Below are 23213 nucleotides of genomic sequence, written 5' to 3'. Positions count from 1 at the left end.
AATCAGAATATCGGGCAAATTTACGGCGCTACCGGCGGCGGCGGCACCGCCAATAGCAAATGGTCGGTGAAAAACCGGCCACGCGCCGGGTGGCAAGTGATGGCAACCTCTACTTTTTTGATGCCAGCGGCTTGCCACAACTCCGTACCTACCCAACCCGCTTTCGGGTCGTTTGGTTGGTTAATGAGCTGTTTATTTAACAAAATTCGGCCGCTTGCCGGGTCCGTTATCAACACCGACAGCGCAGCCTTGCGCGGATAGTTTTGCAGCGGCAGCACTAGGTGGGGCCCCGCGGCTAGGGGCCCCAACATAGGATTCAACTGGCTGTACGACACCCAGAACTGCTTCAGCACCGTGGGCGTCGAAGTCCCGTCGAGCGCAGCATCGGCCACCACCTGGTACAGTACAGGCCCGGCCCGGGCAGCGTGTCGGCCACGGCGTAGGCGGCGGGGTGGCCGCCGTAGCTGTTGCGGGCCACCGGCACCCGGCGGCGCTCGGTGCTGCGGAAGGCGTGCTGCTCGCGGCGCAGCACCCGGCAGCCGGGGGCCCCAGCCAGTGAGTCGGGCAGGGCCCACGCTACTTGCACCACGCGGCTGGTGGCCGGCAGGGCCCCGGCGGGCGCGGGCAGCGGCGGTACCGCGGGCATGCCCACCGCCCGGCCGCTCACTTGCAGCGTGAACGTGCAGAAATCCTGCAAGTACCCGTCCACATCGAGCAAGTACGGCTGGCCGGCTTGTAGCTCCACGGCCACAAACACGTCGTCCTGGGTGCCCAGCGAGGTGCAGCTGAGCACCCGGTAAGTGGCGGGCTGGCACGGCTGCCCAGTCAGCACCACCAGCTGCACACCGCGCACGTCCCGGCACCGCTGCCCGCCCACGTTCACGAAGTAGCGGCCCGCCGCGGGCGGCGTAAACTCAAACCATTGGTCGTTGTGGTACTGAATGCACTGGCCGGTCAGGCGCTCGTCTACGCAGCTGCGCTGCACAGTGCAACCCACGGTACTGGACGTTATGGTTTCGTTCAGCTTTAATATGCGGCGGTTTTCGATGTTATCGTTGGCCACCTGCGCTAGGGCCCCGGGGCCCCAGCCGGCCAGTACCAGGCCCCAAAAAACGAGCCGCCCCATCCCCCGCGGCCAAGGGCTGCGGCGGGCGGGGCGGCCACGGATTTTGGAACGGGCGCGCAAGGGCTACTTGGTCGCTACTTCGGTGCCCTTCAACTCTTTCTTCACGTACTTACTGGGGCACTTCAGCAGGATGTTATCGGCCACGAAGGTGCCGTTGTGCATGGCCCCGGTGATGACGACCTGTTCTGACGTCTCAAAATCCTGCGGCTTGGGGTTGTTGTACACCACGCGCTGCGACACGTGCGTCGAATCCATCAGTGTGAAGGCGAAGTAGTTGGGGTCCACCATCGGGTCGTATTGCAGACCCACGGGGTGGTTCTGGCCGTCGCGGGGCAGGCGGCCCACCACGTGCACTTTGGTGGCGTTGCCTTCGGCCGCGCGCTGGCGGGCTTCCCCGAAGAGCACGTACACGCTGGCATCGGCCGTGGTGCTGAGGATGATGCCCGCCGCAATGGCGATGATGGCAATGATGAAAATATGGGTCTTCTTCATAAACCGCAGGTACTAACGAATTTGACGCGTAAAACCGGCTGCCCAGCAGCCCCAGAAACGAACGAAACGCCGCACTAGCAACATGCAAAGTGGGCTAAAAGAATCCGCCCTTAGCCATTAAATCCGCCGGCGGCGGCCCGCTTTTCCAGGCGGCTCACCTTGCGGTCGAGGGCGATGAGGTAGACGAGCAGGCCGGCGATGATGACGACCACGGCGGCCACCACCACGTAAATCTTGCCGCTGGCCCGCAGGTCGTCGGCCATGGCTGGCACGTCGGGGGCCCCGGGGGCCTGGGCCCAGGCGTGGGCGGCGGTGCCCAGCACCAGGTGGAATACGCCGCAAACGGCAACAAAGTAGCGCAAAAACTTATTGGTCATCGTGTTGGTGTTGGAGCAGCGTGAGGCGGCTGCTAACCTGGGTAAGCCAAAAGGAGAACAAAATCCAGCCGATAACGGCGGCGTAGAACACCGGCCGCATGGTGCTGTCGAGGTCGTACTTATTAAAGCCGGGGTTGCCGGTTTGGCCCGGGTGCAGGCTGTTGCCCGAAATGCGGGGCAAAATGAACAGCAGCGGAATGGCGGCCGCGAACGCGAAAATGTTGTAGATGGCCGACACGCGCGCCCGCTGCTGGTCGTCGCGGAACGAGCCGCGCAGCACCAGATAGGCCCCGTAGATGAGCAGGGCCACGGCGGCGGCGTTCAGGCGCGGGTCGGGCGTCCACCAGGCGCCCCAGGTGTAGCGGGCCCACAGGCTGCCGGTGGCCAAGCCCAGCACGCCCAGCAAAATGCCGGTTTTGGCCGCCTCGTGGGCCAGGATGTCCAGCCGAGCCGAGGGCCGCCGCAGGTACTGCATCGAGTATACGATGGACACGAACATCACCATGATCATCCCGAACCACATGGGCACGTGGAAAAACAGGTTGCGCACGCTCTCGTTCACGATGGGCAGGCGCGGTACCGGAATGAGCAGCCCGGCGATGGCCGAACCCACGATAAGCACCACCGCCAGCCACTTCCACACCGAGGGGCCCCGCGACTCAATCAGCCGCTGCCCGCCCCACACGCCGCCCGCCATCACGACGACGCTGACCAGGGAGATGATAATTCCTAACGTTGCTTTGCTCATAAAAATCAGTTGTCAGTTGTTGGTTGTCAGTTATTAGTCGGTTAACAACTGACAACCAACAACTCCCATCAGCCACGCCACAAAAACGGAAATAATAAGTACGACACCGCCGCCACAATCACGTTCAGGGCCAGCAGCGTGATAATGGACTGCTGGCTCACGCCGCGGTCGAGGCCGTCGAGCGCGTTCTTGCTGACTTTAATCAACAGCAAAAGCATCGGAATCATTACCGGAAAACCCAGCACCGCCATTAAAGTGGCGCCGTTGCCGCCCGCCTTGGCCGCAATGCCCGACACCAGCGTGAGCGTGGTGGCAAACCCCAGGGCCCCCAGCACTAGGTTAGCCACAAACAAGGCCAGGTCCTGAATCGGGTTGCCCAAAAAGATGGTGTAAAGGAACAAAGCCAGCAGCCCCACGCCCAGCAGCAGCAGCGCGTTGTAAAGCATTTTGGCCAGAATGATGGCCTGGGGCCCTACCAGCGTGTAGTAGTACAGGCGCTGGCCGGGGCTCTCCTGCATGAAGCCCTTGGCCACGGCGTTGATGGCGGCAAACAGCAGAATCACCCAGAATAGAGCATTCCAGGCCGGGGCTGGGGGCTGGCCGCCGCGCAGGCTGAAGCTCAGAAAGCACACGAACACCGTGCTGCCCACGTACAGCAGCAGCCCGCCCAGCGCCGCCCGCTGCCGCCACTCCAGGCGGAAGTCTTTGGCGAGCAGGGTAGAAATTTCGCGGAGCAGCGGCACGGGCAGCGGGTTGGTTTCGGGCCGTAAAGATACGCCCCGCGCCCGGCGTGGGGGTACGGAAATTTGCCCCTAAAGCAATTGCCCCGCTCGGGGGCCCCGGGCGGGGCAAGGCCGCTAACGCCAAGGGGCCCCACCGATTCTTCGGTGGGGCCCCTTGCTTAATTGCTTGGTTGTGGTGAGGCCCTAAAAATCGTAGCCCAGCGTGAAGTAAAACTTGGGCGGGTTGGTGGTGTAGTTTTCGCGGCCCCAGGCCACGTCGCCCTTGCCGTAGAAACCGAAGAGCGTGGTGCGCACCCCCACCCCGTAACCCACCAACAGCGGGTTGCTGAAGTTGGTGACGGTGCCCGAGAATGGGTTGCCGTTGCCACCGAAGGGTACGGTGTTGTTCGAGTTGTCGACGCTGAGCGGGTTGCCACCCGAGTAAGCCGTGCCCGCGTCCACAAAGCCCGTGAACTGGAGGTTGCGCAGGAAGGCCGAGTAGATGGGGCGCCGCGATAGATACTGCACAATGGGTACCCGCAGCTCACTGTTGAACAACAAGTAGCGCGAGCCCGTGCGGGTGCTGTAATCGAAGCCCCGCAGGTTGGTCACGAACTGCTGGTTGAAGATTTGGCTGGGGTCGGGCACCGGCACGTTGGGCTGGAACAGCACCCGGTCGTCCTTATAATTGGGAAAAAACCAGTTGTCCATACCGCCCAGGCGAAAAAACTGGGGGTTGGGCCCAAAGAATTGCCCATAGCTGGCCCGGTTCGCCCAGATGATGGAGCGGTGCACCTTCTGGTAGTGGCGCAGGTCCACGGTGAGCTTGCCGAAGTTGAGGGCCGCGTTGTTGATGCCCTGCAGCTGCTGCAAGGCCACCTTCATGCGGGTGCCGCGCAACATGTTTACCCCAGTGGCAATGGAGTTGTCAAACACCAGTTCGGCCTTATAGCCCACATAGTTCTGGTTGTTGTCCAGGGCGTTGGAAAAGCTATTGGAAAGGGTGCGGTTGAGGTTCTCGTAGCGCGGGCCGGCCCGCAGGCTCAGGTTGTGGGTGAGCGGGTAGGCAAACGTCACGGCCGCCTCGTGTCGGCCGTAGCGAAAGCGGCTACCGTCTTGCAGGTCAAAGAAATACGCCTGTTTCTGGTAAGCAATCGTCCAGTCGACGCGGTGCGTGAGGTTAGTATAAGAGGCGTTGATGTTACTGGTACGCAGGTCAAATAGCCCGAACAAGCCGGCGTCGATGCGCTGGTTTTCCAGCAAGTCGTTCAGGTGGGCCCGGAATTGCAAGCCGATGCCCAGCAGTGGGTCCCACTTGAGCGAGGTGGTGATGTTGTCGGCCATAAACCGCGTGTCGTAGCGGTAGGGCCCCGTCACCTGGGGCACCTCGGGCAGCACCTTATTCACGGGACGGCGGGCGGCCGCGCGCGCCACGGGCCGCACCGGCTCGTCTTCCTCAAACACGTAGTCGTTGGTGTTCACCGTTGCGTTGGCCTTGCGGCGGGTGCGGCGCGTGCCGGGGGCCCCAGCGGTATCGGTGGCCGCGCTGGCCCGCGCCGCGGCTTTGGCCGCGGCCGCCACAGGGGCCGCCGAGCGGTCTTCCAAGGTTTGCTGGCGGGCGGTTTTGGCAGCGGGCAGGGCCCCGGGCAGCTCAAACTTGGGATAGGTGTAGAGCACGTCGCGGGCCTGCGCGGGGGCCACCATGGCCAGGGCCGTAGTGGTGGGGCTGTAGTCGAAGTCGCTGATGTTGGGCAGGAAGCTCGTCAGGCGGTCGCGCTGCTTGGTCGAGAGCGTGTAGCGGTAGAGGCTGCGCACGCCGCTCTCCTCGCCCAGGTACAGGAGTTGGTCGTCGGACAGGGCCCGGGGGCGGGTTTCGTTGGAGATGGTGCTGGCCAGCACCTCCACGGGCAGGGTGCGCCCGTCGAGGTGGTAGAGAAACAAGTCGTAGTTGTTCACCACGTTGGCGAACGTGGCCGGCCGCGACGGGCCCAGCGAATCGAGGTAGCGGTTCGAGCTAAAAGCGATGCTCTTGCCGTCGGGCATGAATACTGGCTGCGCGTCGTCGAACAAGTCATTGGTGAGCTGCTCGGCTTGGCGGCTGCCGGCCCGCAGCACGTACAAATCGTTCTGCCCGCCCCGCACGGCACTAAACGCCAAGGATTTGCCATCGGCCGAGTAGTTCATACTCAGCACCTGGTCGTAGGTATTGAACAGCGAAGCCGGCCGCCGGAACGTCACGATGGAGCGCAAGCGGTCAAGCGTGTTGTTGCCGGTCGCGTCGCGCAGGTGCAGCGTCATGGTGCCCTGGGCCATTTCGGCCACGGCCACTTGGGTGTTGCCGCGCCAGGCCAGCACCGGCAGGCGGTTTTCTACTTGCTGGTCGGGGGTTTTGTAGCCGCCGCGGCCCACGGTGTTGCGGTGGCTGCCGTCGCGGCGGGCCACCACCACGCGGTAGCGGCCCAGCTCGTTCACGGCGTAGGCCAGCTGCTGGCCGTTGGGACTGAACACAGGCTGCGAATAAATGGTGGCCCGGCGGTTGCGCCCGCCCACCTGGAACTTGGCGTCGGGCAGGGCCAGCGCGGCGGTGGCCGGCTGCGCGTTCAGGGCCCGGTAGTAAGCCAGCCAATCGCGCATGAATATTTTATACGGCACGTTCAGCGACGAGCTGATGCCCACTTCCGCGTCGCGCGTGATGCGCGTCAGGTTCAGGATGTTCTGGATGCTGGTGTAGCCGTAGCGCTCGGCGATGTAGTTCCACACGCTGTGGCCCGACAGGCGCGCGTCGCGGATGAAGAACGGCGCCGAGCGGTTGCCGCTGGGGTACAGCCGCGTCATGTCGCGCATGTAGCCGTCCATGTCCACGCTCCAACCCTCGGCGGCGTAGGCCGCGGCCCCGCTGATGAACCAGTCGGGCAGTTGCAGCAAGTAGCTGCTTTGCAGCACTTCGCGCAGCGAGCCGCCGTACATCATGTCGTTCAGCAGCACCTGCGTGAGCTGGAAGCTGATTTCGCGCTTGTAGTCGGTTTGCAGGCCGGTGAAGGCGATTTGCACCTTGCTCATGCGGGCCAGGGGCGCATCGCCGCCGGCCACGGTTTCGGGGTTCGGGTCGAGGCCCACGTTGCTCTGCCGGAGGTCGCCCACCGAGTTGTAGAGCATGATGGTGGTTTTGGCGTACGGGTAGTACCCGATGAGGGCCGTGACGCGCTGCAGCTCCTTCTCGGCATAGTCCACGGCACGGCGGGCGGCGGGCTCGTTGCCGTCGTAGTACATCACCGTGAAGTTCTGGGTGGTGTACTGCTGCCAGTGGAAGTCGTGGTACTGGATGCGCACCCGCCCGAACTGCTCCTGCGCCGTTTGGGCCCGCGCCGGGGCCCCCGCGGCCACCAAAAACACCAGTGCGCACACGCCCCGCACCGCTTTCCCAACCAAAGTAATGTTTGTCATAGTCAGCGAACGAACAAAGGCGAAAAATAGTCCGCCGTAAAAGCTAAATTTCCGCGGCCGCCACTGGGGCCGGCCACAGGGCCCCATAGCGGGCCAAGCTCACTTCGGGCCAAAGGTCGGCCTGGCCCATGAGCCAGTCGGCCATCAGCGCCGCCAAGCGCGGGGCCAGCACCACGCCCTTCGAGCCGTAGCCTCCGCAGAAGCTGAGGCCCGGCACCGCGGGGTGGGGCCCCAGCAGCGGCTTGCGGTCGCGCACGGCGGGCCGCACCCCCGCCCGCTGCCCCACCACCGCAAACGGTGCGCTGGTGAGGGCCCCCAGGCGGGTTTCCAACTCGGCGCGGCCGTCGGCCGTGGGGCCCTCGGCAAACGGCGGCCAGCGGTAGGTAGCCCCCACGCGGAAGCGCCCCGCCCCGAGCGGCACCACGTAGGCGCCCCGGTTGAGCACCTGTTCGGCCCCCAGGCCGGCGCATTCCACGTCCAGCACCTCGCCCTGGTTGGGGGTGATGGGTAACCAGTTAAAGTACGAGTTGTTAACGGCCTCGGCGCCTTCGCAGCACACCACGTGGCGCGCCCGCACGGCATCGTTGTAAGTAAAAGCCGGCGCGGCGCCGGCCGGGGCGCTAACGAGCCGGGCCCAGTCAAAAGTTTCGCGCCGCAGCCAGCCGGCGGCTTCGCCCGCGGCGGCCAGGGCCGCCAGTAGCTCAGCCACGGCCAGGTAGCCGCCGTGGCGCAGCCAGGCCCCGCCGTGGGGGGCCAGCACGCCAGGCAGGCCGGGGTCGTGGGTGAGAATTTCGACCACGTAGTCGCCCCACGGCTGCTTGGCGCTGCGGGCCACCAGGGCCGCTTGCTCTTCTTCCGAGCCGAATACTTTGAAGATGGGCGCGGCCGTGTAGAAGGCCTGCCCCAGCCGGGCCTCCAGGGCCCTATAGTAGGCGGTGGCGTAGGGAATCAGCTCGTCGGCGCGCCAGGCCAGGGCAAAGCGCCGGCCGGCCACGGGGTTGACGAGGCCAGCGGCCACGCGCGAGGCCGAATCGGGCCGGCCGGCGTCGTACACCAGCACGCGGTGGCCGCGGCGTTGCAGCTCGTCGGCCAGCGTGGCGCCCGCCAGGCCGTGGCCCACCACCAAAAAGTCGCAGTCCGTCATAGCAGCAAGGTACAGCCAGCGGGGCCAAACGCGGAAGCGCTGCCGTACTTTGCCGGGCCGTTGCGGACGGACGCCGGGCGGCGGCCGGGCGGCCTTTTTTTCTTCTTCGCGTTTGCCATGCTCCTCAAAACTTTCACCTTCAACGGCTTTTCCGAAAACACCTACGTCCTCACCGACGAGGCCACCCGCGCCTGTGTCGTCGTGGACCCCGGCTGCTACACCGTTTCCGAGCAGGCCGAGCTGAAGCAGTACATCGACGACAACCACTTGGCCGTGGCCGCTGTGCTGCTCACCCACGCCCACATCGACCACGTGCTGGGCTGCGCCTTCGTGCTACGCACGTGGCCCGGCACGCCCCTGCTCGTGCACGACCTCGACCGGCCCACGCTGGCGGCTGTGGCCAGCTACGCGGGGCCCTACGGCTTCGGGGCCTACCAGGCCGCCGAGCCTACCGGGGCCCTGGCGGCCGGCGAGCCTGTACGTTTCGGCGAAACGGAGCTGGAAGTGCGCTTTACGCCGGGCCACGCGCCGGGCCACGTGGTGTTCTACCACGCGCCCAGCGGCCAGGTAGTGGGCGGCGACGTGCTGTTTCAGCGCAGCATCGGCCGCACCGACCTGCCCGGCGGCGACCTCAAAACCCTGCTGCGCAGCATTGATGCCGAGCTGCTCACGCTGCCCGACGAAACGGTGGTGTACCCCGGCCACGGCCCCAGCACCACCATCGGGGCCGAGCGGCAGGGCAACCCGTACCTGGTGTAAAAAATATTGGCGGCCCAAGGCCGTCCCCCGCTGAGCATTATATACAACGCGTCGTTTCCCTTTGAAAAAGCACATACCCAACGCCCTCACTTGCCTGAACTTACTGTGCGGCTGCCTGGCGCTGACGTTTGTCTTCACCCCCGGCTTGCACAACCTGGTGGTAGGGGCCTACTTCGTGGGCCTGGCCGCGGTGGCAGATTTTCTCGACGGGCTGGTGGCGCGGGCCTTGCGCGTGTCCTCCCCCATCGGCAAAGACTTGGATTCGCTGGCCGACATGGTATCGTTCGGGGTGGTGCCGGGGGCTATTTTGTATATGCTGCTGAACACGGCGCTAGCCAGCGCCGCCCCGCTGGTGGGCGGACTCCAATACCTGCCGCTGGCCGCGTTTATCCTCACGATTTTTTCGGCACTACGACTGGCCAAGTTCAACAACGACACCCGGCAGACCAATTCCTTTATTGGCCTGCCCACCCCGGCCTGCACGCTCGTGGTGGCTTCGCTGCCACTTATTCTGGCGGCTTATTCCGGGGCCCCCACGGCCATTGATAAATTGATTTTGAACCCCTGGGCGTTGCTGGCCCTCACGGTGGTGTTATCGGGCCTGCTGGTGGCCGAACTGCCGCTGTTCGCGCTGAAATTCAAAAGCTTTGGCCTGGTGGGCAACCGGCAGCGCTACCTATTTTTGCTACTGGCGGGGGCCCTGACGCTGTGGCTGCACGCGGCCGCCGTGCCGCTGGTGGTGCTGCTCTACGTGGGGCTGTCGGTGGTAGGGCCCCGGCGGGCCTGAGGGCCGGCCGCCGCTTCACAATAAAAACAGCCACTTTCAGTTAGGGCCCCGGCCCGAACCCCGCATTGGCCCTCAGTGTTGGGGCCGCACCCCGGAACCGCCCGGCCCATTAGCCGTTATTCTATGCCGCGTTTTTTTCTCTTACTACTGCTTGTGGGATTGGGATGGAAGGGGACCCCGGCGGCGCGGGCGCAGGGCCCCGCCACGGCCCACGTGGTGCTGCGCTGGGGCGGCTACGCGGAGGTGCCCACTCGCACCGGCCGGGCCCCGCAGCGGGTGCCCACCTTTGCGGGGGCTTACGCGGCATTTGACGAGCAGATTGGGGTTTTTAGCCAGCGGCTGGCCGGCGACGTGCGCCAGGGCGAGCTGCTGAACCCGGTGTACGAGGCGTTTTCGGCGGCCGACGCCAAGCTGCTCGACGCCGGCAAGCTGCCGGCCGCGCCCGAGGTGCAGCTCAGCACGGGTACCGAGGCCAAGCTGCCCGTCACGCGCCTCAGCCTGCGCCCCGCCCGCCGCAACTCCCAAACCGGCCAGCCCGAGCGGCTGGTGGCCTTTGATTACAGCTACTCCTTGGCCGAGCCCAGCGCAACGCGCGGCGGCAGCGGCAGCACGGCCCGGGCCCACGCGGCCCACTCGGTGCTGGCCGCCGGCGACTGGTACAAGCTGGGCGTGCCAGCCAACGGCGTCTACAAAATCGACCAAGCCACGCTGAAAACGCTGGGCTTCAACCCCGCCACCACCGACCCCAAGGCCCTGCGCCTCTACGGCAACGCGGCAGGCTTGCTGCCCCAGGCCAACCTGACGTACCGCCCCGACGACCTGGTGGAAAACGCGGTACGCTTCGTGGGCAATGCCGACAATGCCTTCGACGCCGACGAGTACCTGCTGTTTTACGCGCCGGGGCCCCACACGTGGTACGCCGAAAACGGCCGGTTCCGGCACCGCAACAACTTCTACTGCGACACGGCCTATTACTTCCTGACCACCCAGGCCGCAGCCCGCGCCCCGCAGCGCGTGGCCACGGCGGGGGCCCCCGGCGCGGCGGCCACGCGCACCGTCAGCACGTTCGACGAGCGGGCCTTCTACGAGCACGACCTGGTGAACCTGCTGCACTCGGGCCGGCAGTGGCTGGGCGAAAGCTTCTCGCCGCAGTCGGTGCTGACGCGCACGATTGACTTGCCGACCAGCTTGCCCGACCTCGTGCCCGGTTCCACGGCCCAGGTGACGCTGGCCCTGGCGGCCACCGACCTCAGCGGCAGCCAGTTCCAGGCCACGCTGAACGGCGCCAACGTCGGCACCGTGGCGGTGAACCCCGTGAACGGCCAGTCGTTCTACGCGGTGGCCAACGTGGCCACGCCCACGCTGCCGGTGGTTTTACCTGCTGCGCCGGCCGCTGCCCTCAGCGTGGGCCTCGCGTTTAATAGCCTGTCGGGCACGGGCGTGGGCTACCTCGACTACCTGGAAATCAACGCCCAGCGCCGCCTCACCCTGAGCGGGCCGGTGCTGGAATTCCGGTCGCTGGCCAGCGTGGGGCCCGGAGCCGTGACGCGCTTTGCCCTGGCCGGCACCACCGCTGCCACCGCGGTGTGGGACGTGACCAACCCACGCCACGCCGTGGCCCAAGCCCTGGACGCTGCCGGGACGTTTGCGGCCGCCACCGATACGCTGCGCGAGTACGTGGCCTTCCAGCCCGACGGCGCGTTTGCCAACAAAGTGCGGGCCTTCGGCAAAGTGCCCAACCAGGATTTGCACGCCCTCGACGGCAGCTACGATTTGGTGATTGTGACCTACCCGGCCTTCCGCGCGCAGGCCAACCGGCTGGCCGACCACCGCCGCACCTACGACGGCCTAAAGGTGGCCGTGGCTACGACCAAGGAAGTGTACAACGAGTTCGGATCGGGCGGGCAGGACGCCACAGCCATCCGCGACTTCATGAAGCAGGTGTACGATAGGGCCCCCGCGGGCAAGCTCCAGCACCTGCTGCTGTTCGGCGATGCGTCGTTTGACTACAAATCGAGCCCCTACAACGACAAGAACCAGGAGCCCGCGTGGTGGGCCAGCCGGGCCCCGTTCCGCTCCGACGCCGACTTCGACCGCGCCAACCAGAACTACGTGCCCACCTACGAGTCGCGCGAGTCGCTGACGCAGTTTTACGGCAGCACGGTAACTTACTCATCCGAAGACTATTACGCCTTGCTTGACGACAACGAGGGCGAGTGGTCGGAGAACCCCACCGGCACCGAGGTGCAGGACGTGGGGGTGGGCCGCCTGCCGGTGCGGGCCCCCAAGGGCAGCCCCGCCAACGCCGACAACGCCCGCCTAATGGTGGACAAGCTGATTGCCTACGACGCTCCGGCCAGCTTCGGCAAGTGGCGCAACCGCCTGTCGCTGTGGGCCGACGATGGCAACGGCGACCTGTTTGTAGGCGGCGGCTCGGAGCCGCTGGCGGCCGGCATCCAGGCCAATTACCCCGCCTACAACGTGCACAAGGTGTACCTCGACCTGTACCCGCAGGTATCGGGGGCGGCCGGCCTGCGCTCGCCCGAAATGAACAAGGCCGTGGACGAGTCGTTCGAAGGCGGCTCGCTGCTGATTAACTACCTCGGCCACGGGGGCCCCACGGGCTTGTCGAACGACCAGATTTTCACCAACGCCACAGCCCTGGCGCTGCAAAACAGCGCCAAGCTGGCCTTTATGGTGACCGGCACCTGCGACCTGAGCACCTACGACAACCCCGATTTCACGTCGGCCGGCGAGCAGGTGCTCACCGACAACGCCAACGGCGGCGGTGCCATCGGGCTGTTCACCACCACCCGCGTAGTGGAAGCGGGCCAGAACTACGGCCTGAACTCTGCCTTCTACAACAACGTGTTCCAGCCCCTGCCCGGCGGCAAAATGCCCGCCATGGGCACCGTGACCATGCTGGCCAAAAACGCCTACCCGGGCCCCGGCCAGGCCGGTGTGCTCAACAACCGCAACTACACCCTGCTCGGCGACCCCAGTATGACGCTGGCCTACCCGCGGCAGACGGTGCAGATTGACAGCCTCAACAAGCAATATGTGGGCGGCGGCGCCGCGCCGCCCACCCTCCAGGCCTTGTCCCCGGTGCGCCTACACGGCCGCGTGCTGAACGCCGGGGCCCTAAACGCTGGCTTCAGCGGCACGGCCCAGGTGACGGTGTACGACAAGCCCGCCACGGTGCTGACGCTGGGCAACAAAGTGGCCAACAACCCCGCCGATGGACCGAAGCCCATCCAAGTGCAGGAGAGCGTGATTTACAGCGGCCAGGCCACCGTCGTGAACGGCCAGTTTAGCCTGCGCTTCGTGGTACCGAAGGACATCAGCTACAACGTGGGGCCCGGCAAGGTGAGCCTCTACGCGTTCAGCAATACCGCCGACGGCGGCAAGGGCACCGACGCCGCCGGCCGCTTGGCTCCGCCGGTGGGCGGCGCGGCCACCGGTACGGCCCGCGACACGGTGCCGCCGGCCGTGGCCTTGTTCATGGACAGCGAAACCTTCGCCTTCGGGGGCCTCACGGGGCAGAACACCACGCTGCTGGCCAACCTGAGCGACAACTCGGGCATCAACACCACCGGCGCGGGCATTGGGCACGAGATTACGGCCGTGCTTGACGGCAACGCCGCCGGCCTCACGGTGCTCAACGACGCCTACGTGGGCAAGGTCGACGACTTCCGGTCGGGGCAGGTAAAGTACCTGTACAAGGACCTGGCGGTGGGGCCCCACACCCTGAAACTGAAGGCCTGGGATACCTACAATAACTCGACGGAGCGCGAGATTGAGTTCGTGGTGGCCCGCACCGAGCAGCTGGCGTTGTCGCATGTGCTCAACTACCCCAATCCATTTGCCAGCGCTACTACGTTTCACTTTGACCAGAACCGCGAGGGCGACGACCTCGACGTGCAGGTGCAAATCTTTACCGTGTCGGGCAAGCTCGTGCGCACCCTCACGGCCACCGTCATCAACAGCGAGCCACACCAGAAAAGCATCAGCTGGGACGGGCGCGATGAGTTCAACGACCAGCTGGCGCGCGGCGTGTACGTGTACCGGGTGAACGTGCGGGCCCAACGCGACCGCGCCACGGCTTCCAAATTTGAAAAATTGGTCATCCTCAATTAATCCAATTTAATACGTTTCCTTTGTGGCCGATTTCGCGGCTCATTCTTATTCACTTTATGCAACTCACTACTCCCGTTACCTCCCGGCGCCTGGCGCTGCTTGCGGCCCTGCTGGGCGGCACCACCGCTGCCCACGCCCAAAATTTCTCTAAAACCATCACCACGGCCGTGCCCATCCTCACCCTCAGCCCCGACTCGCGCTCAGCGGCGCTCGGTGAGGCCGGGGTGGCCCTCTCGCCCGACGCCAACGCGGCGTTCTACAACGCCGGCAAGCTGGGCTTTGTGCCGTACAAATACTCGGTGTCGCCGTCGTACACGCCGTGGCTGCGCAGCATCACCGACGACATGGGCCTTTCGTATCTCTCGGGCTACGCCAAGGTGGGCCAGCGCTCGGCTGTTGCGGCTTCGCTGATGTACTTCGACCTGGGCCAGATTCAGTACCGCGACGCCAACAACATCGAGGGCGCCACCTTCAACCCCAAGGAGTACGCCCTCACCGTATCGTACGGCCAGAAGCTGAGCGAGAACTTTGGCCTGGGCGTGTCGGCCCGCTACATTCGCTCCAACCTCACCGGCGGCAGCATCCCCGACGCCCGGCCCGGCAACGCCGCTTCCGTGGACGTGGGGGCCTATTACAACAAGGACGCGAGCATCGGGACTGGCCTTTACAACATCGGTTTCGGAGCCACCATCAGCAACATCGGTAATAAGATGACTTATACCGACCCGATAAACGCCAGCTTCCTGCCCACCACCTTAAAGCTGGGCACCGCCCTGACCCGCCAAATCGACCAGTACAACAAGATTACACTGGCCATCGACGTGAGCAAGCTGCTGGTACCATCGCCTTACTACGAGGACCTGCTGCCCGGCACCGGCGCAGCCCAAACCGCCCAGCGGGACCGCATCAAGGCCGAAAACCTTGCCAGAGCCCAAAAATCTATCATCAGCGCGGCCCTGGGCTCGTTCTCCGACGCGCCGGGTGGTTTTAAGGAAGAATTGCAGGAAATCAACCTATCGGGAGGCCTGGAGTACAGCTACAACGACCTGCTATACGCCCGCGCTGGCTACTTCTACGAAAACCCCGACAAGGGGGCCCGCCAGTACGCCAGCTTCGGCCTGGGCGTACGCTACCAGGTGTTCGGCATCGACGGGGCTTACCTCGTGCCCAACTCGCAGGCCAACCCGCTGGCCCAAACCATCCGCGTGTCGCTGCACTTCAACTTCAACAAGCTTTCTGAGGCCTTCGACGGTGACTCGGGCGGCACCAGCGGCACCCCGCCCAACAACTAGCCCCATTTTTTCCCGCGAATCCGCGTAGAAACGTGTAGAAAGGGAAGCGCTAAAAAGCCCGCCCAACTGGCCGCGGTTTTTGGCGCTTCCCTTTAACTTTTGCGGTGCCGTTCGGCTCTTACCTTCTCCATTCGTCTTTTTTACCTTTTCCCAACATGCTCGACCGTACCGTTGCCCCCCCTTTGCAGCCCCTGGCCCGCGTGGCCCTGCCCACGGCGGAGGTAATGCCTTTGCCCAATGCTGCCCGCCTCCACGTGCTGACCAACGATGCCCAGCCCGTGGTACGCCTGCAAGTGGTGCTGCCCGCCGGCAAAATTGCTGAGCCCAAGCCCAGCCTGGCCCTGCTCACGGCCCGGATGCTGCTTGAAGGCACGGCTACCCGCACTGCCCGCCAAATTGCCGACGAAGTGGCCTTCTATGGCGCGTCGCTCGACTGCGAGTCGGGCCCCGACCGCGCCATGCTCACGCTGTATTGCCTCACGCGGCACCTGCCTACGCTATTGCCGCTCGTGCACGAGGTGCTCACGCAGCCCTCTTTTCCGGAGCAGGAGCTGGCCCAGCTAAAAACCCGCACCGTGCAAAACGTGCAGGTGGAGCGCCGCAAGGCCAGCTACCGCGCTTCCGAGTGCTTCAACCAAAACCTGTTCGGCACGGCCCACCCTTATGGCCAACTGTTTGACGAAGCCGCTTTCCCGGCCTTCACCCGCGCCGATGCGCTGGCCTTTCACCAAGCGGCCTACCCGCTGAGCGAAGCTGAAATATTTTTGTGCGGCGACGTTGACGGGCACCGGCAGTTGGTGGCCGACACGTTTGGCCAGGGCCCCGCGGAGGCCCCCATAGTAGCCGCCGCCGGCACCCTAACGTCATTCCGGCCTGGGCACGACTACGTAACGGTGTCCGGCAGCTTGCAGGCGTCGCTGCGAATCGGGCGGCCTTGGCCCAACCCGCGCCACCCCGAAACCCACCAGCTGAACCTACTGGTTAAGGTACTGGGTGGCTACTTCGGTTCGCGCCTGATGCGCAACATCCGCGAAGACAAGGGTTTGACTTACGGTATTTCGGCCAGCGTTACTAACCGAGAGCAGGCCACAGCCCTTATCATTGGCACCGATGTGCAAGGCGACAGCGCCCCGCTGGCTGTGGCCGAAATCCAGCACGAGCTGCGGCGCTTACAGGAAGAGCTGATTCCGGCCGACGAGCTGGAAACGGTGAAAAATTACACCCTCGGCAAGTTTGCCAACGATTTGTCCACGGTATTTGAGCAGGCCGATAAGTACCGCAACGTGGTGCTGATGCGCCTGCCCGCCGATTACTACCTCCAGTTTGTGCGGCAAGTCGAAGCTGCCGACGCCCCCACGCTCCAGCGCCTGGCCCAGGAATATTTATCGCCCGAGGCCATGCAAGTAGTAGTGGCGGGGGCATAAAAGACCAACGGATAGACACAAAGAGGCCGTCACGCTATTGCAGCGCGACGGCCTCTTTACAAACTATACTTTTCGCCTTACGCCTCCTGAATGGCGGGGGGCCCTGGGTTGTATTCGGCCGTGGCGGTGAGGTGCTCGGCGGTGCGTTTGCCCTGGTCGTCGCGCATGTCGCGGCGCTTGAAGGGACGGATGATGAGGCGCAGGGCCTGGTCGGAGCTGAAGTAGCTGAATGCCCAGTCGACGAAGGCCACTACTTTATTGCGGAAGCCCACCAGCGTCATCAAGTGCACAAAAAGCCACGTCAGCCAGCCGAAAAAACCGTTGAAGTGCACGTTTTTGGGCAGGTCCACCACCGCCTTATTGCGACTCACGATGGCCATCACGCCTTTATTGGTGTACTCGAACGGCTGGGGCGCTTCGCCCTTGGTGAGGCGCACCAGGTTCTTGGCCAGCAACGAGGCTTGCTGCTGGGCCACGGGCGCCAGCATGGGCAGGCCCTTGGGCATGTCGGCAGTTACGAGGTTGGCCACGTCGCCGATGGCAAACACGTTGGCCAGGCCCTCCACTTGGTTCCACTGGTTCACGGTCACGCGCTTATTTCGGGTCACCACGGCGTCGGGCAGGCCGGGCAGGGCCGCGCCGTTCACACCGGCCGCCCAAATCAGGTTCTCGGTCGGAATAAACTCTGTATCAGAATAGTACGCCTTGCAGTTCTCAAAGCGTTTCACCGAAGTGTTGAGCCGCACCAGCACCCCCAATTCGTTGAGGTAGCGGCCAGCATCGGCCTGCGACGCCGGCGACATGGGCCCCAGCAGCGCCGGCCCGGCCTCAACCAGGAAAATCTGCATCGTGCCCAGGTCCAACTCGGGGTAGTCTTTGGGCAGCACGTGCTTGCGCATTTCGGCTAGCGAGCCGCTGATTTCGACGCCCGTGGGGCCCCCGCCCACCACCACGATGTTCATCAGGGCCTGGCGCTCGGCCAGGTCGGCGGTCAGCAAGGCCTTCTCGAAGTTCTGAAAGATGAAGCTGCGCAGGTTCAAGGCATTCGGAATACTCTTGATTTGCATGGCGTTGCGCTCAATGCTCTCAATGCCAAAGAAGTTGGTGAGCGAACCGGTAGCCAGCACCAGGTAGTCGTAGCGAATCTCGCCCACGCTAGTATGCAGCGTGTTGGTGGTCGATTCTACGCCCGTGACATCGGCCAAGCGGAAGAAGAAATTGCGCTGGCCCGCGAAGATTTTGCGCACCGGGTAGGCGATGCTGTCGGCCTCCAGGGCCCCCGTGGCGACCTGGTAAAGCAGGGGCTGGAAGTTGTGGTAGTTGTTGCGGTCGACCACCACTACCTGAACTGGTGCACCGGCCAAGTCCTTGGCCAGCTGGAGGCCCCCAAAGCCACAACCCACAATAACGACCCGCGGCTTATCGGAAAACGGAAGATTGGTGTCCATGGCTACGGTTTAGGAATGAGCAAATCTTTCCTATAACCCCAAAAATAGCCCAGGGGTTATCGAACGGCTTAATAATCAGCTGCCGTTCACCCCAAACTGCGTTAATAATCGACGCCCTCTTTCTTCTTGAATTCGCCGCTCTTCACCTGCTTGATGAATTGGAGCCAGCTGAAAGGGTTGGTGAGTGGGTTGTTGGCTTGCAGTGACTGGCCCAGGCCCATGCGGGCGTTGTAGTTCTGCTGCTGCAAGCTCATGGTTTGGCGGTAGGCCGCCGACGAACTCATGGGCAACGTGTTGAAAATGCGGCGCATGGTCTGCTCGTTGAGGGCATCGGCCCCCGGCGTGCGGCTCTCGCTCGGGATGGCCATGGCCAGGAACGCCGCCTTGAACTCGCGCTCGGTGGCGTAAGGAAACACCCGCACCTCGGGCAGCACCGTGGCATCCTCGCGCAGCGACACCACCACCGAGTAGCTCGCGCGCTGGTAGTCAGCGGGAATCTTGACGGTTTCGTTGGCGTAGCCCAGCGAGCGAATCACGATGCTGTCGCCGGCCAGCACGGCCATTGAAAAGTAGCCGTAGATGTTGGTGGCCGTGCCGCGGCCAGCCTTGGGCACGTATACCGTAGCCCCGGGCACGCCCAGCAGGCTGTCGCCGCTCGCCACAATGCCGGTAAACTGAATTACCTTGCGCTTGCCCTGGGCCTGGGCCCCGGGCGCGGCCAGCAGCAGCAGGAACACCGCCAGCACGGCAGCGAGTGTAAAGGAGAAACCCCGGGGGCGGCTGGTATTGGACATGGGTGGGCGGGCTAGTAAGCAAAGATACAACCAGTAAGGCCGGGCAAGCCTTATATTAGGGCAACGGGAAACTTACGGCAAGCACCGGCTTCCAGACACCAGATGCGCTTGAAACATTTCACGGTTGCGTTCGGTCAGCAAATATTTAAAGCCTTCGGCGACGAAAGCCGCGTGCGCATACTGCACCTGCTCTGGCGCAACCGCGAAATGGTAGTAGCCGACCTCGAACAGGTGCTCGATTTCACCCAAACCAAAACTTCGCGCCAGCTGGCGTACTTGAAGAACGCCGACCTGGTGAGCGTGCGCCGCCTCGACAACTGGATGTTCTACTTCCTAAAGGACGAAGCCCTGGATTTGGTATTGCAGCTCCTCGAGTTCATGGCCCGCGACCCGCAGCTGCTGCACGACCAGCGCATTTACCAAACCCTGTGGTCGAATCGTGAGTTAGCTGCTTACAAGCTCCAGAACCGGCACTGGACTGGTGGGGCCCCACCACCACCGGCCAAGTAGCATTATCCAAAATTCAGCTAGTCGATGATTTACGCACACCAAGTATTTGTTTGCACTAATCAAAAAAGCAGCGTGGGCCGCGACGTGGCCAAGGCCCTGAAGCACGCCATTAAGGACCAGGATTTGAAAACCGTGCGGACCGCCGACGGCGAAAAGCGGCGCAACGCCGTGCAGGAGTGCGACTGCCTCGACCGGTGCAAGCATTGCAAAAAAGGGGATGGCGCGGCCCTTATCGTGTACCCCGACGGCGTAACCTACGGCGACGTACAGCCCGCCGACTGCGCCACCATTGTGCGTGAACATTTGGGCGGGGGCCGCATCGTCACATCGCGGCTACTCAGCGAATAAGCTTCCTTTATATATATATGGCTTACCGGCACCTGTTTTTTGACCTCGACCACACGCTGTGGGACTTTGAAACCAACGCTGACGAGACGCTGACCACGCTCTACGACCGGCACGGGCTGGCCCGCCACGGCACCTTCGACTTGCCCACGTTCAAGCGCGTGTACAGCGACGTGAACCAGGCCTTGTGGCGCCTGTACCAGGCCAATAAGGTGACGCAAACGCAGCTGCGCGAGGTGCGCTTCGTGCGCACGCTGGCCAAGCTGGGTGTGGCCGAGGCCGACGTGCCCCCCACCCTCTCGGCCGAGTTCACGGACATTCTGCCGGAGAAATCGGCCGTATTTCCGCACACCCACGAAACGCTGGCGTACCTGCGCGGCAAGTACACGCTGCACCTGATTACCAACGGCTTTGAGGACGTGCAGCACCGCAAGCTGGCCTCTTCTAATTTGGCGCAGTATTTCGACCAGGTCATCACCTCCGAGCACAGCGGCCACCTCAAGCCCGACCCGCGCATGTTTGCCCATGCCCTGCAAGCGGCCGGCGCGGGGGCCCCGGAGAGCCTCATGATTGGCGACAACCTGGAGTGCGACGTGCTGGGGGCCCACAACGCGGGCATCGACCAGGTGTATTTCAACCCCGCCAAGCGCCGGCACTTTGCGCAAGTGACCTACGAAATCAGTAGCCTGGACGAGTTGCGGGCGTTTCTGTAGCCGGCGGGCGGGGCCCCGTTACCTTTGCGGCTTCCCATCCACCCGCTTTCAAAACGCCCCATGATCATGGCCAACGGCTTTTTTAACGTTCCGACGCCCCTCAACGAGCCCGTGAAGGGCTACGCGCCCAATTCGCCCGAGCGGTTGGAGTTGATCAAGATGCTGAAGGAATTGAAGCAGCAGGAACGTGACATTCCGATGCACATCGGCGGGCAGCCGGTGCGCACCGGCCGCCGCCTGCCCCTGAGCCCGCCCCACGACCACCAGCACGTGCTGGCCCACTTCCACGAGGGCGACGCAGGCCACGTGACGCAGGCCATCGACGCGGCGCTGGCCGCCCGCCCGGCCTGGGCCGCCCTGCCCTGGGAGCACCGCGCCGCCATCTTCCTCAAAGCCGCCGACCTGCTGGCGGGGCCCTACCGCGCCCGCCTGAATGCGGCCACGATGCTGGGCCAGAGCAAGAACGCCTTCCAGGCCGAGATTGACGCCGCGTGCGAGCTGATTGACTTTTTCCGCTTCAACGTGGCCTTCATGCAGGAACTGTACGGGCAGCAGCCCATCAGCTCGCCCGGCATGTGGAACCGCTTGGAACACCGCCCATTGGAAGGCTTCGTGTTCGCCCTCACGCCATTCAACTTCACCTCCATTGCCGCCAACCTGCCTGCCTCGGCGGCCATGATGGGCAACGTGGTGGTGTGGAAGCCGGCCTATCCGCAGATCTATTCGGCCCAGGTACTGATGGAATTGTTCAAGGAAGCCGGCGTGCCCGATGGCGTCATCAACCTGATTTACGTGGACGGCCCCGTGGCCGGCGACGTTATTTTCAAGCACCGCGACTTCGCCGGCATCCACTTCACCGGCTCGACCAAGGTATTCCAGACCATCTGGCAGGAAATCGGGCAGAACATCCCCCGCTACAAGTCGTACCCCCGCATCGTGGGCGAAACCGGCGGCAAGGATTTCATCCTGGCCCACCCCTCGGCCCACGCTAAGGCGGTGGCCACGGCCATCACCCGCGGCGCCTTCGAGTACCAGGGCCAGAAGTGCTCGGCCGCCTCGCGGGTGTACCTGCCCTCGAACCTGGCCGACGAGGTGCTGGGCTACGTGAAGGAAGACCTCGCCACCGTCAAAATGGGTGACGTGGAAGATTTTGGCAACTTTGTGAATGCTGTTATCAGCGAAGTCTCGTTCGACAAGCTGGCCCGCTACATCGACGGGGCCCACGCCGACCCCGACGCCGACGTGGTGGCCGGCGGTACCTACGACAAGTCGAAAGGCTACTTCGTGGCGCCCACCGTCATCGTAGCCAAAGACCCGAAATACGTAACGATGTGCGACGAGCTGTTCGGGCCCGTCGTGACGGTGCACGTGTACGATGCCGAGCAGTTCGAGGCCGCCCTCGACCTCGTGGACAGCACCTCGCCCTACGCCCTCACCGGCGCCATCTTCTCGCAAGACCGCTACGCCATCGACCTGGCCAGCCAGCGCCTGGTGAACGCCGCCGGCAACTTCTATATCAACGACAAGCCCACCGGGGCTGTGGTGGGCCAGCAGCCTTTCGGCGGGGCCCGCGCCTCGGGTACCAACGACAAGGCCGGCTCCATCCTGAACCTGCTGCGCTGGGTGTCGCCCCGCGCCATCAAGGAAACCTTCGTGCCCGTGACCGACTACCGCTACCCTTTCCTCGGGGCCGCCCCCCACGAGGACCTGAACCGCGACAAGGGCATTTAACCAAAGGGGGCCCCGCACCAGAGATTGGTGCTGGGCCCCCTTGTTGTTGAGGTCTATAGATCCTGCTAAGCCAGTTTATTATCGGACACTAAAGGGATTTTCAGGGCCCCGTAGATGTCCTAGACCCGCAGGGTGCACCCAAGTTCTGGCAGCTCTATTTTGCCTTCGGGGGCCACTTGTACGGTTTACTGCCACTCGCCGCTCTCAATGCGGCGGTACCATTCGATGCCTTGGTATTGCTGCGATACTAACAGATAGTGGCGCAGCGAAGGCAGGTTTTGGTATCGGAACAGTTTCCAAAGCCGGTCGTGCTCGGCCGTGGAATCCGACAAAACTTCTATGAGCAGAACTGGGTGCTGCACTACCCGGGTAGCGTCCACGTCTTCGGGATGACACGTCACAATCACGTCTGGGTACGTGTAATATTCCCCCTCTGCCACCCGCAGTTGCACGCTTTCGGCAAAGACCCGGCAGCCGCGGGGCTCAGTGGCAGCCATTAATTGGGCAGCGCAGCGCAGGATCAGGCTGCTGTGGTTCAGCGTGCCGCCCGCCATGGCGAACACTTCGCCCTTGAAGTACTGGTGCCGCACCTCACTGCGCTCCTCCAGCGCCATGTACTCGGCCACGGTGTAGCGCCGGGCCCCTGATTCTGCCTGTCCCATAGTTTGCGGATTTGGCGCCAAAGATACCAGCCGGGGCCCCGTAGCGCGGCGCCGTTGCGCCCCAAACCCACAGGCGCTACCTTTGCCCAATAGCGCCTACGCCGCGTTTTCCTTTCTCCCTGACTGTCATGTTTCTAGTTCTGCCCGCTGCTGGTTACCAGCCTTCCGACTACTTGCCCATCGTCATTCAGTTTGGCCTGGCCATTGCGTTCGTGGCGTTTGCCATGATAGCCTCGCACCTTATCGGGCCCCGGCGCAAGTCGAAGGTGAAGGACGAAGCCTTCGAGTGCGGCATCGAGAGCGTGGGCAACGCCCGCACGCCCATTTCGGTGAAGTACTTTCTCACGGCCATCCTATTCGTGTTGTTCGACGTCGAGGTAATCTTCATGTACCCGTGGGCCGTGAACTTCCGGGCGCTGGGCACGGCCGGCTTCGTCGAGATGCTCGTGTTCATCACCCTGCTGATGGCCGGTTTTGGCTACGTCATCAAAAAGGGCATCCTTCGCTGGAACGAAGCCTAAATCCCTCAAACTTTTGCGCGCCGGGCGGTGTTGGAAA

The 23213-nt window shown here is 63.8% G+C and carries 21 protein-coding genes; 10 read left to right on the top strand and 11 right to left on the bottom strand.

Going from position 1 to position 23213, the window contains the following annotated elements; all coding sequences use genetic code 11:
• Positions 1-20: 20 nt before the first annotated feature.
• The 8 genes from AXW84_RS03140 to AXW84_RS03105 all read right to left on the bottom strand — a co-directional run bounded on the left by AXW84_RS03140 (position 21) and on the right by AXW84_RS03105 (position 8053).
• A complete protein-coding gene (locus AXW84_RS03140) occupies positions 21-278 on the bottom strand; it encodes a hypothetical protein (RefSeq protein ID WP_157886779.1) in 258 nt (85 codons plus the stop codon).
• A 68-nt stretch (positions 279-346) separates the two neighbouring features.
• On the bottom strand, positions 347-1126 hold the full coding sequence (locus tag AXW84_RS03135) for a hypothetical protein (protein WP_068228552.1): 780 nt from the start codon (positions 1124-1126) through the stop codon (positions 347-349).
• 63 nt (positions 1127-1189) lie between these two features.
• Positions 1190-1618, bottom strand: coding sequence for a cytochrome c maturation protein CcmE domain-containing protein (locus AXW84_RS03130; RefSeq protein WP_068228550.1), 429 nt, complete (start codon positions 1616-1618; stop codon positions 1190-1192).
• 110 nt (positions 1619-1728) lie between these two features.
• A complete protein-coding gene (locus tag AXW84_RS03125) occupies positions 1729-1995 on the bottom strand; it encodes a CcmD family protein (RefSeq protein WP_068228546.1) in 267 nt (88 codons plus the stop codon).
• Positions 1985-2743, bottom strand: a complete 759-nt coding sequence (ccsA, locus tag AXW84_RS03120; protein ID WP_317040396.1) for a cytochrome c biogenesis protein CcsA — start codon at positions 2741-2743, stop codon at positions 1985-1987. The genes AXW84_RS03125 and ccsA overlap by 11 nt, the downstream gene beginning before the upstream one ends.
• A gap of 68 nt (positions 2744-2811) precedes the next feature.
• Entirely contained in the window at positions 2812-3480 is a 669-nt protein-coding gene (locus AXW84_RS03115; RefSeq protein ID WP_068238870.1) for a heme exporter protein CcmB, read from the bottom strand.
• A 189-nt stretch (positions 3481-3669) separates the two neighbouring features.
• The gene (locus AXW84_RS03110) at positions 3670-6909 is read right to left on the bottom strand and encodes a PD40 domain-containing protein (RefSeq protein WP_068228543.1); all 3240 of its coding nucleotides are present in this window, start codon (positions 6907-6909) and stop codon (positions 3670-3672) included.
• Between the two features lie 43 nt (positions 6910-6952).
• On the bottom strand, positions 6953-8053 hold the full coding sequence (locus AXW84_RS03105; RefSeq protein WP_068228542.1) for an NAD(P)/FAD-dependent oxidoreductase: 1101 nt from the start codon (positions 8051-8053) through the stop codon (positions 6953-6955).
• Positions 8054-8170: 117 nt separating this feature from the next.
• Between AXW84_RS03105 and AXW84_RS03100 the strand changes: the two genes are divergently transcribed.
• From AXW84_RS03100 to AXW84_RS03080, 5 genes are all read left to right on the top strand, one after another.
• On the top strand, positions 8171-8812 hold the full coding sequence (locus tag AXW84_RS03100; RefSeq protein WP_068238868.1) for an MBL fold metallo-hydrolase: 642 nt from the start codon (positions 8171-8173) through the stop codon (positions 8810-8812).
• A 61-nt stretch (positions 8813-8873) separates the two neighbouring features.
• Positions 8874-9599: a CDP-alcohol phosphatidyltransferase family protein gene (locus AXW84_RS03095; protein ID WP_068228540.1), complete on the top strand. Its 726-nt coding sequence runs from the start codon at positions 8874-8876 to the stop codon at positions 9597-9599.
• A gap of 123 nt (positions 9600-9722) precedes the next feature.
• Positions 9723-13736, top strand: coding sequence for a type IX secretion system sortase PorU (gene porU / locus AXW84_RS03090; RefSeq protein WP_071889809.1), 4014 nt, complete (start codon positions 9723-9725; stop codon positions 13734-13736).
• Between the two features lie 56 nt (positions 13737-13792).
• Positions 13793-15028 (top strand): type IX secretion system outer membrane channel protein PorV, encoded by a 1236-nt coding sequence (gene porV / locus AXW84_RS03085; protein WP_068228536.1) that lies wholly within the window; start codon positions 13793-13795, stop codon positions 15026-15028.
• Positions 15029-15183: 155 nt separating this feature from the next.
• The gene (locus AXW84_RS03080) at positions 15184-16452 is read left to right on the top strand and encodes a M16 family metallopeptidase (protein ID WP_068228532.1); all 1269 of its coding nucleotides are present in this window, start codon (positions 15184-15186) and stop codon (positions 16450-16452) included.
• A gap of 77 nt (positions 16453-16529) precedes the next feature.
• On the opposite strand, the gene AXW84_RS03075 is transcribed toward AXW84_RS03080, so the two are convergent.
• Together AXW84_RS03075 and AXW84_RS03070 are read right to left on the bottom strand one after the other, a co-directional pair.
• The gene (locus tag AXW84_RS03075) at positions 16530-17900 is read right to left on the bottom strand and encodes an NAD(P)/FAD-dependent oxidoreductase (protein ID WP_068228528.1); all 1371 of its coding nucleotides are present in this window, start codon (positions 17898-17900) and stop codon (positions 16530-16532) included.
• Positions 17901-18001: 101 nt separating this feature from the next.
• Positions 18002-18694: a carboxypeptidase-like regulatory domain-containing protein gene (locus AXW84_RS03070; protein ID WP_068228525.1), complete on the bottom strand. Its 693-nt coding sequence runs from the start codon at positions 18692-18694 to the stop codon at positions 18002-18004.
• Positions 18695-18796: 102 nt separating this feature from the next.
• Here AXW84_RS03070 and AXW84_RS03065 point away from each other — a divergent pair, with 102 nt between their 5' ends.
• The 4 genes from AXW84_RS03065 (at position 18797) to pruA (ending at position 21993) form a co-directional block, all read left to right on the top strand.
• The gene (locus AXW84_RS03065) at positions 18797-19204 is read left to right on the top strand and encodes an ArsR/SmtB family transcription factor (RefSeq protein WP_068228522.1); all 408 of its coding nucleotides are present in this window, start codon (positions 18797-18799) and stop codon (positions 19202-19204) included.
• 24 nt (positions 19205-19228) lie between these two features.
• Complete coding sequence (locus AXW84_RS03060; RefSeq protein ID WP_068228521.1) at positions 19229-19552, top strand: (2Fe-2S) ferredoxin domain-containing protein; 324 nt, start codon at positions 19229-19231, stop codon at positions 19550-19552.
• A 17-nt stretch (positions 19553-19569) separates the two neighbouring features.
• Positions 19570-20262: a YjjG family noncanonical pyrimidine nucleotidase gene (locus AXW84_RS03055; RefSeq protein ID WP_068228520.1), complete on the top strand. Its 693-nt coding sequence runs from the start codon at positions 19570-19572 to the stop codon at positions 20260-20262.
• A gap of 66 nt (positions 20263-20328) precedes the next feature.
• Entirely contained in the window at positions 20329-21993 is a 1665-nt protein-coding gene (pruA, locus tag AXW84_RS03050) for an L-glutamate gamma-semialdehyde dehydrogenase (protein WP_068238866.1), read from the top strand.
• Positions 21994-22178: 185 nt separating this feature from the next.
• On the opposite strand, the gene AXW84_RS03045 is transcribed toward pruA, so the two are convergent.
• On the bottom strand, positions 22179-22655 hold the full coding sequence (locus tag AXW84_RS03045) for a Uma2 family endonuclease (protein ID WP_068228513.1): 477 nt from the start codon (positions 22653-22655) through the stop codon (positions 22179-22181).
• Positions 22656-22783: 128 nt separating this feature from the next.
• On the opposite strand from AXW84_RS03045, the gene AXW84_RS03040 reads away from it, so the two are divergent.
• Positions 22784-23176, top strand: a complete 393-nt coding sequence (locus AXW84_RS03040; RefSeq protein WP_068228510.1) for an NADH-quinone oxidoreductase subunit A — start codon at positions 22784-22786, stop codon at positions 23174-23176.
• Positions 23177-23213 lie beyond the last annotated feature (37 nt).

The sequence above is a fragment of the Hymenobacter sp. PAMC 26628 genome, from assembly GCF_001562275.1.
GTDB lineage: Bacteria > Bacteroidota > Bacteroidia > Cytophagales > Hymenobacteraceae > Hymenobacter.
The sequence above is the reverse complement of the archived record's forward strand: the minus strand, read 5'-3'. Positions and strand labels throughout refer to the sequence as shown.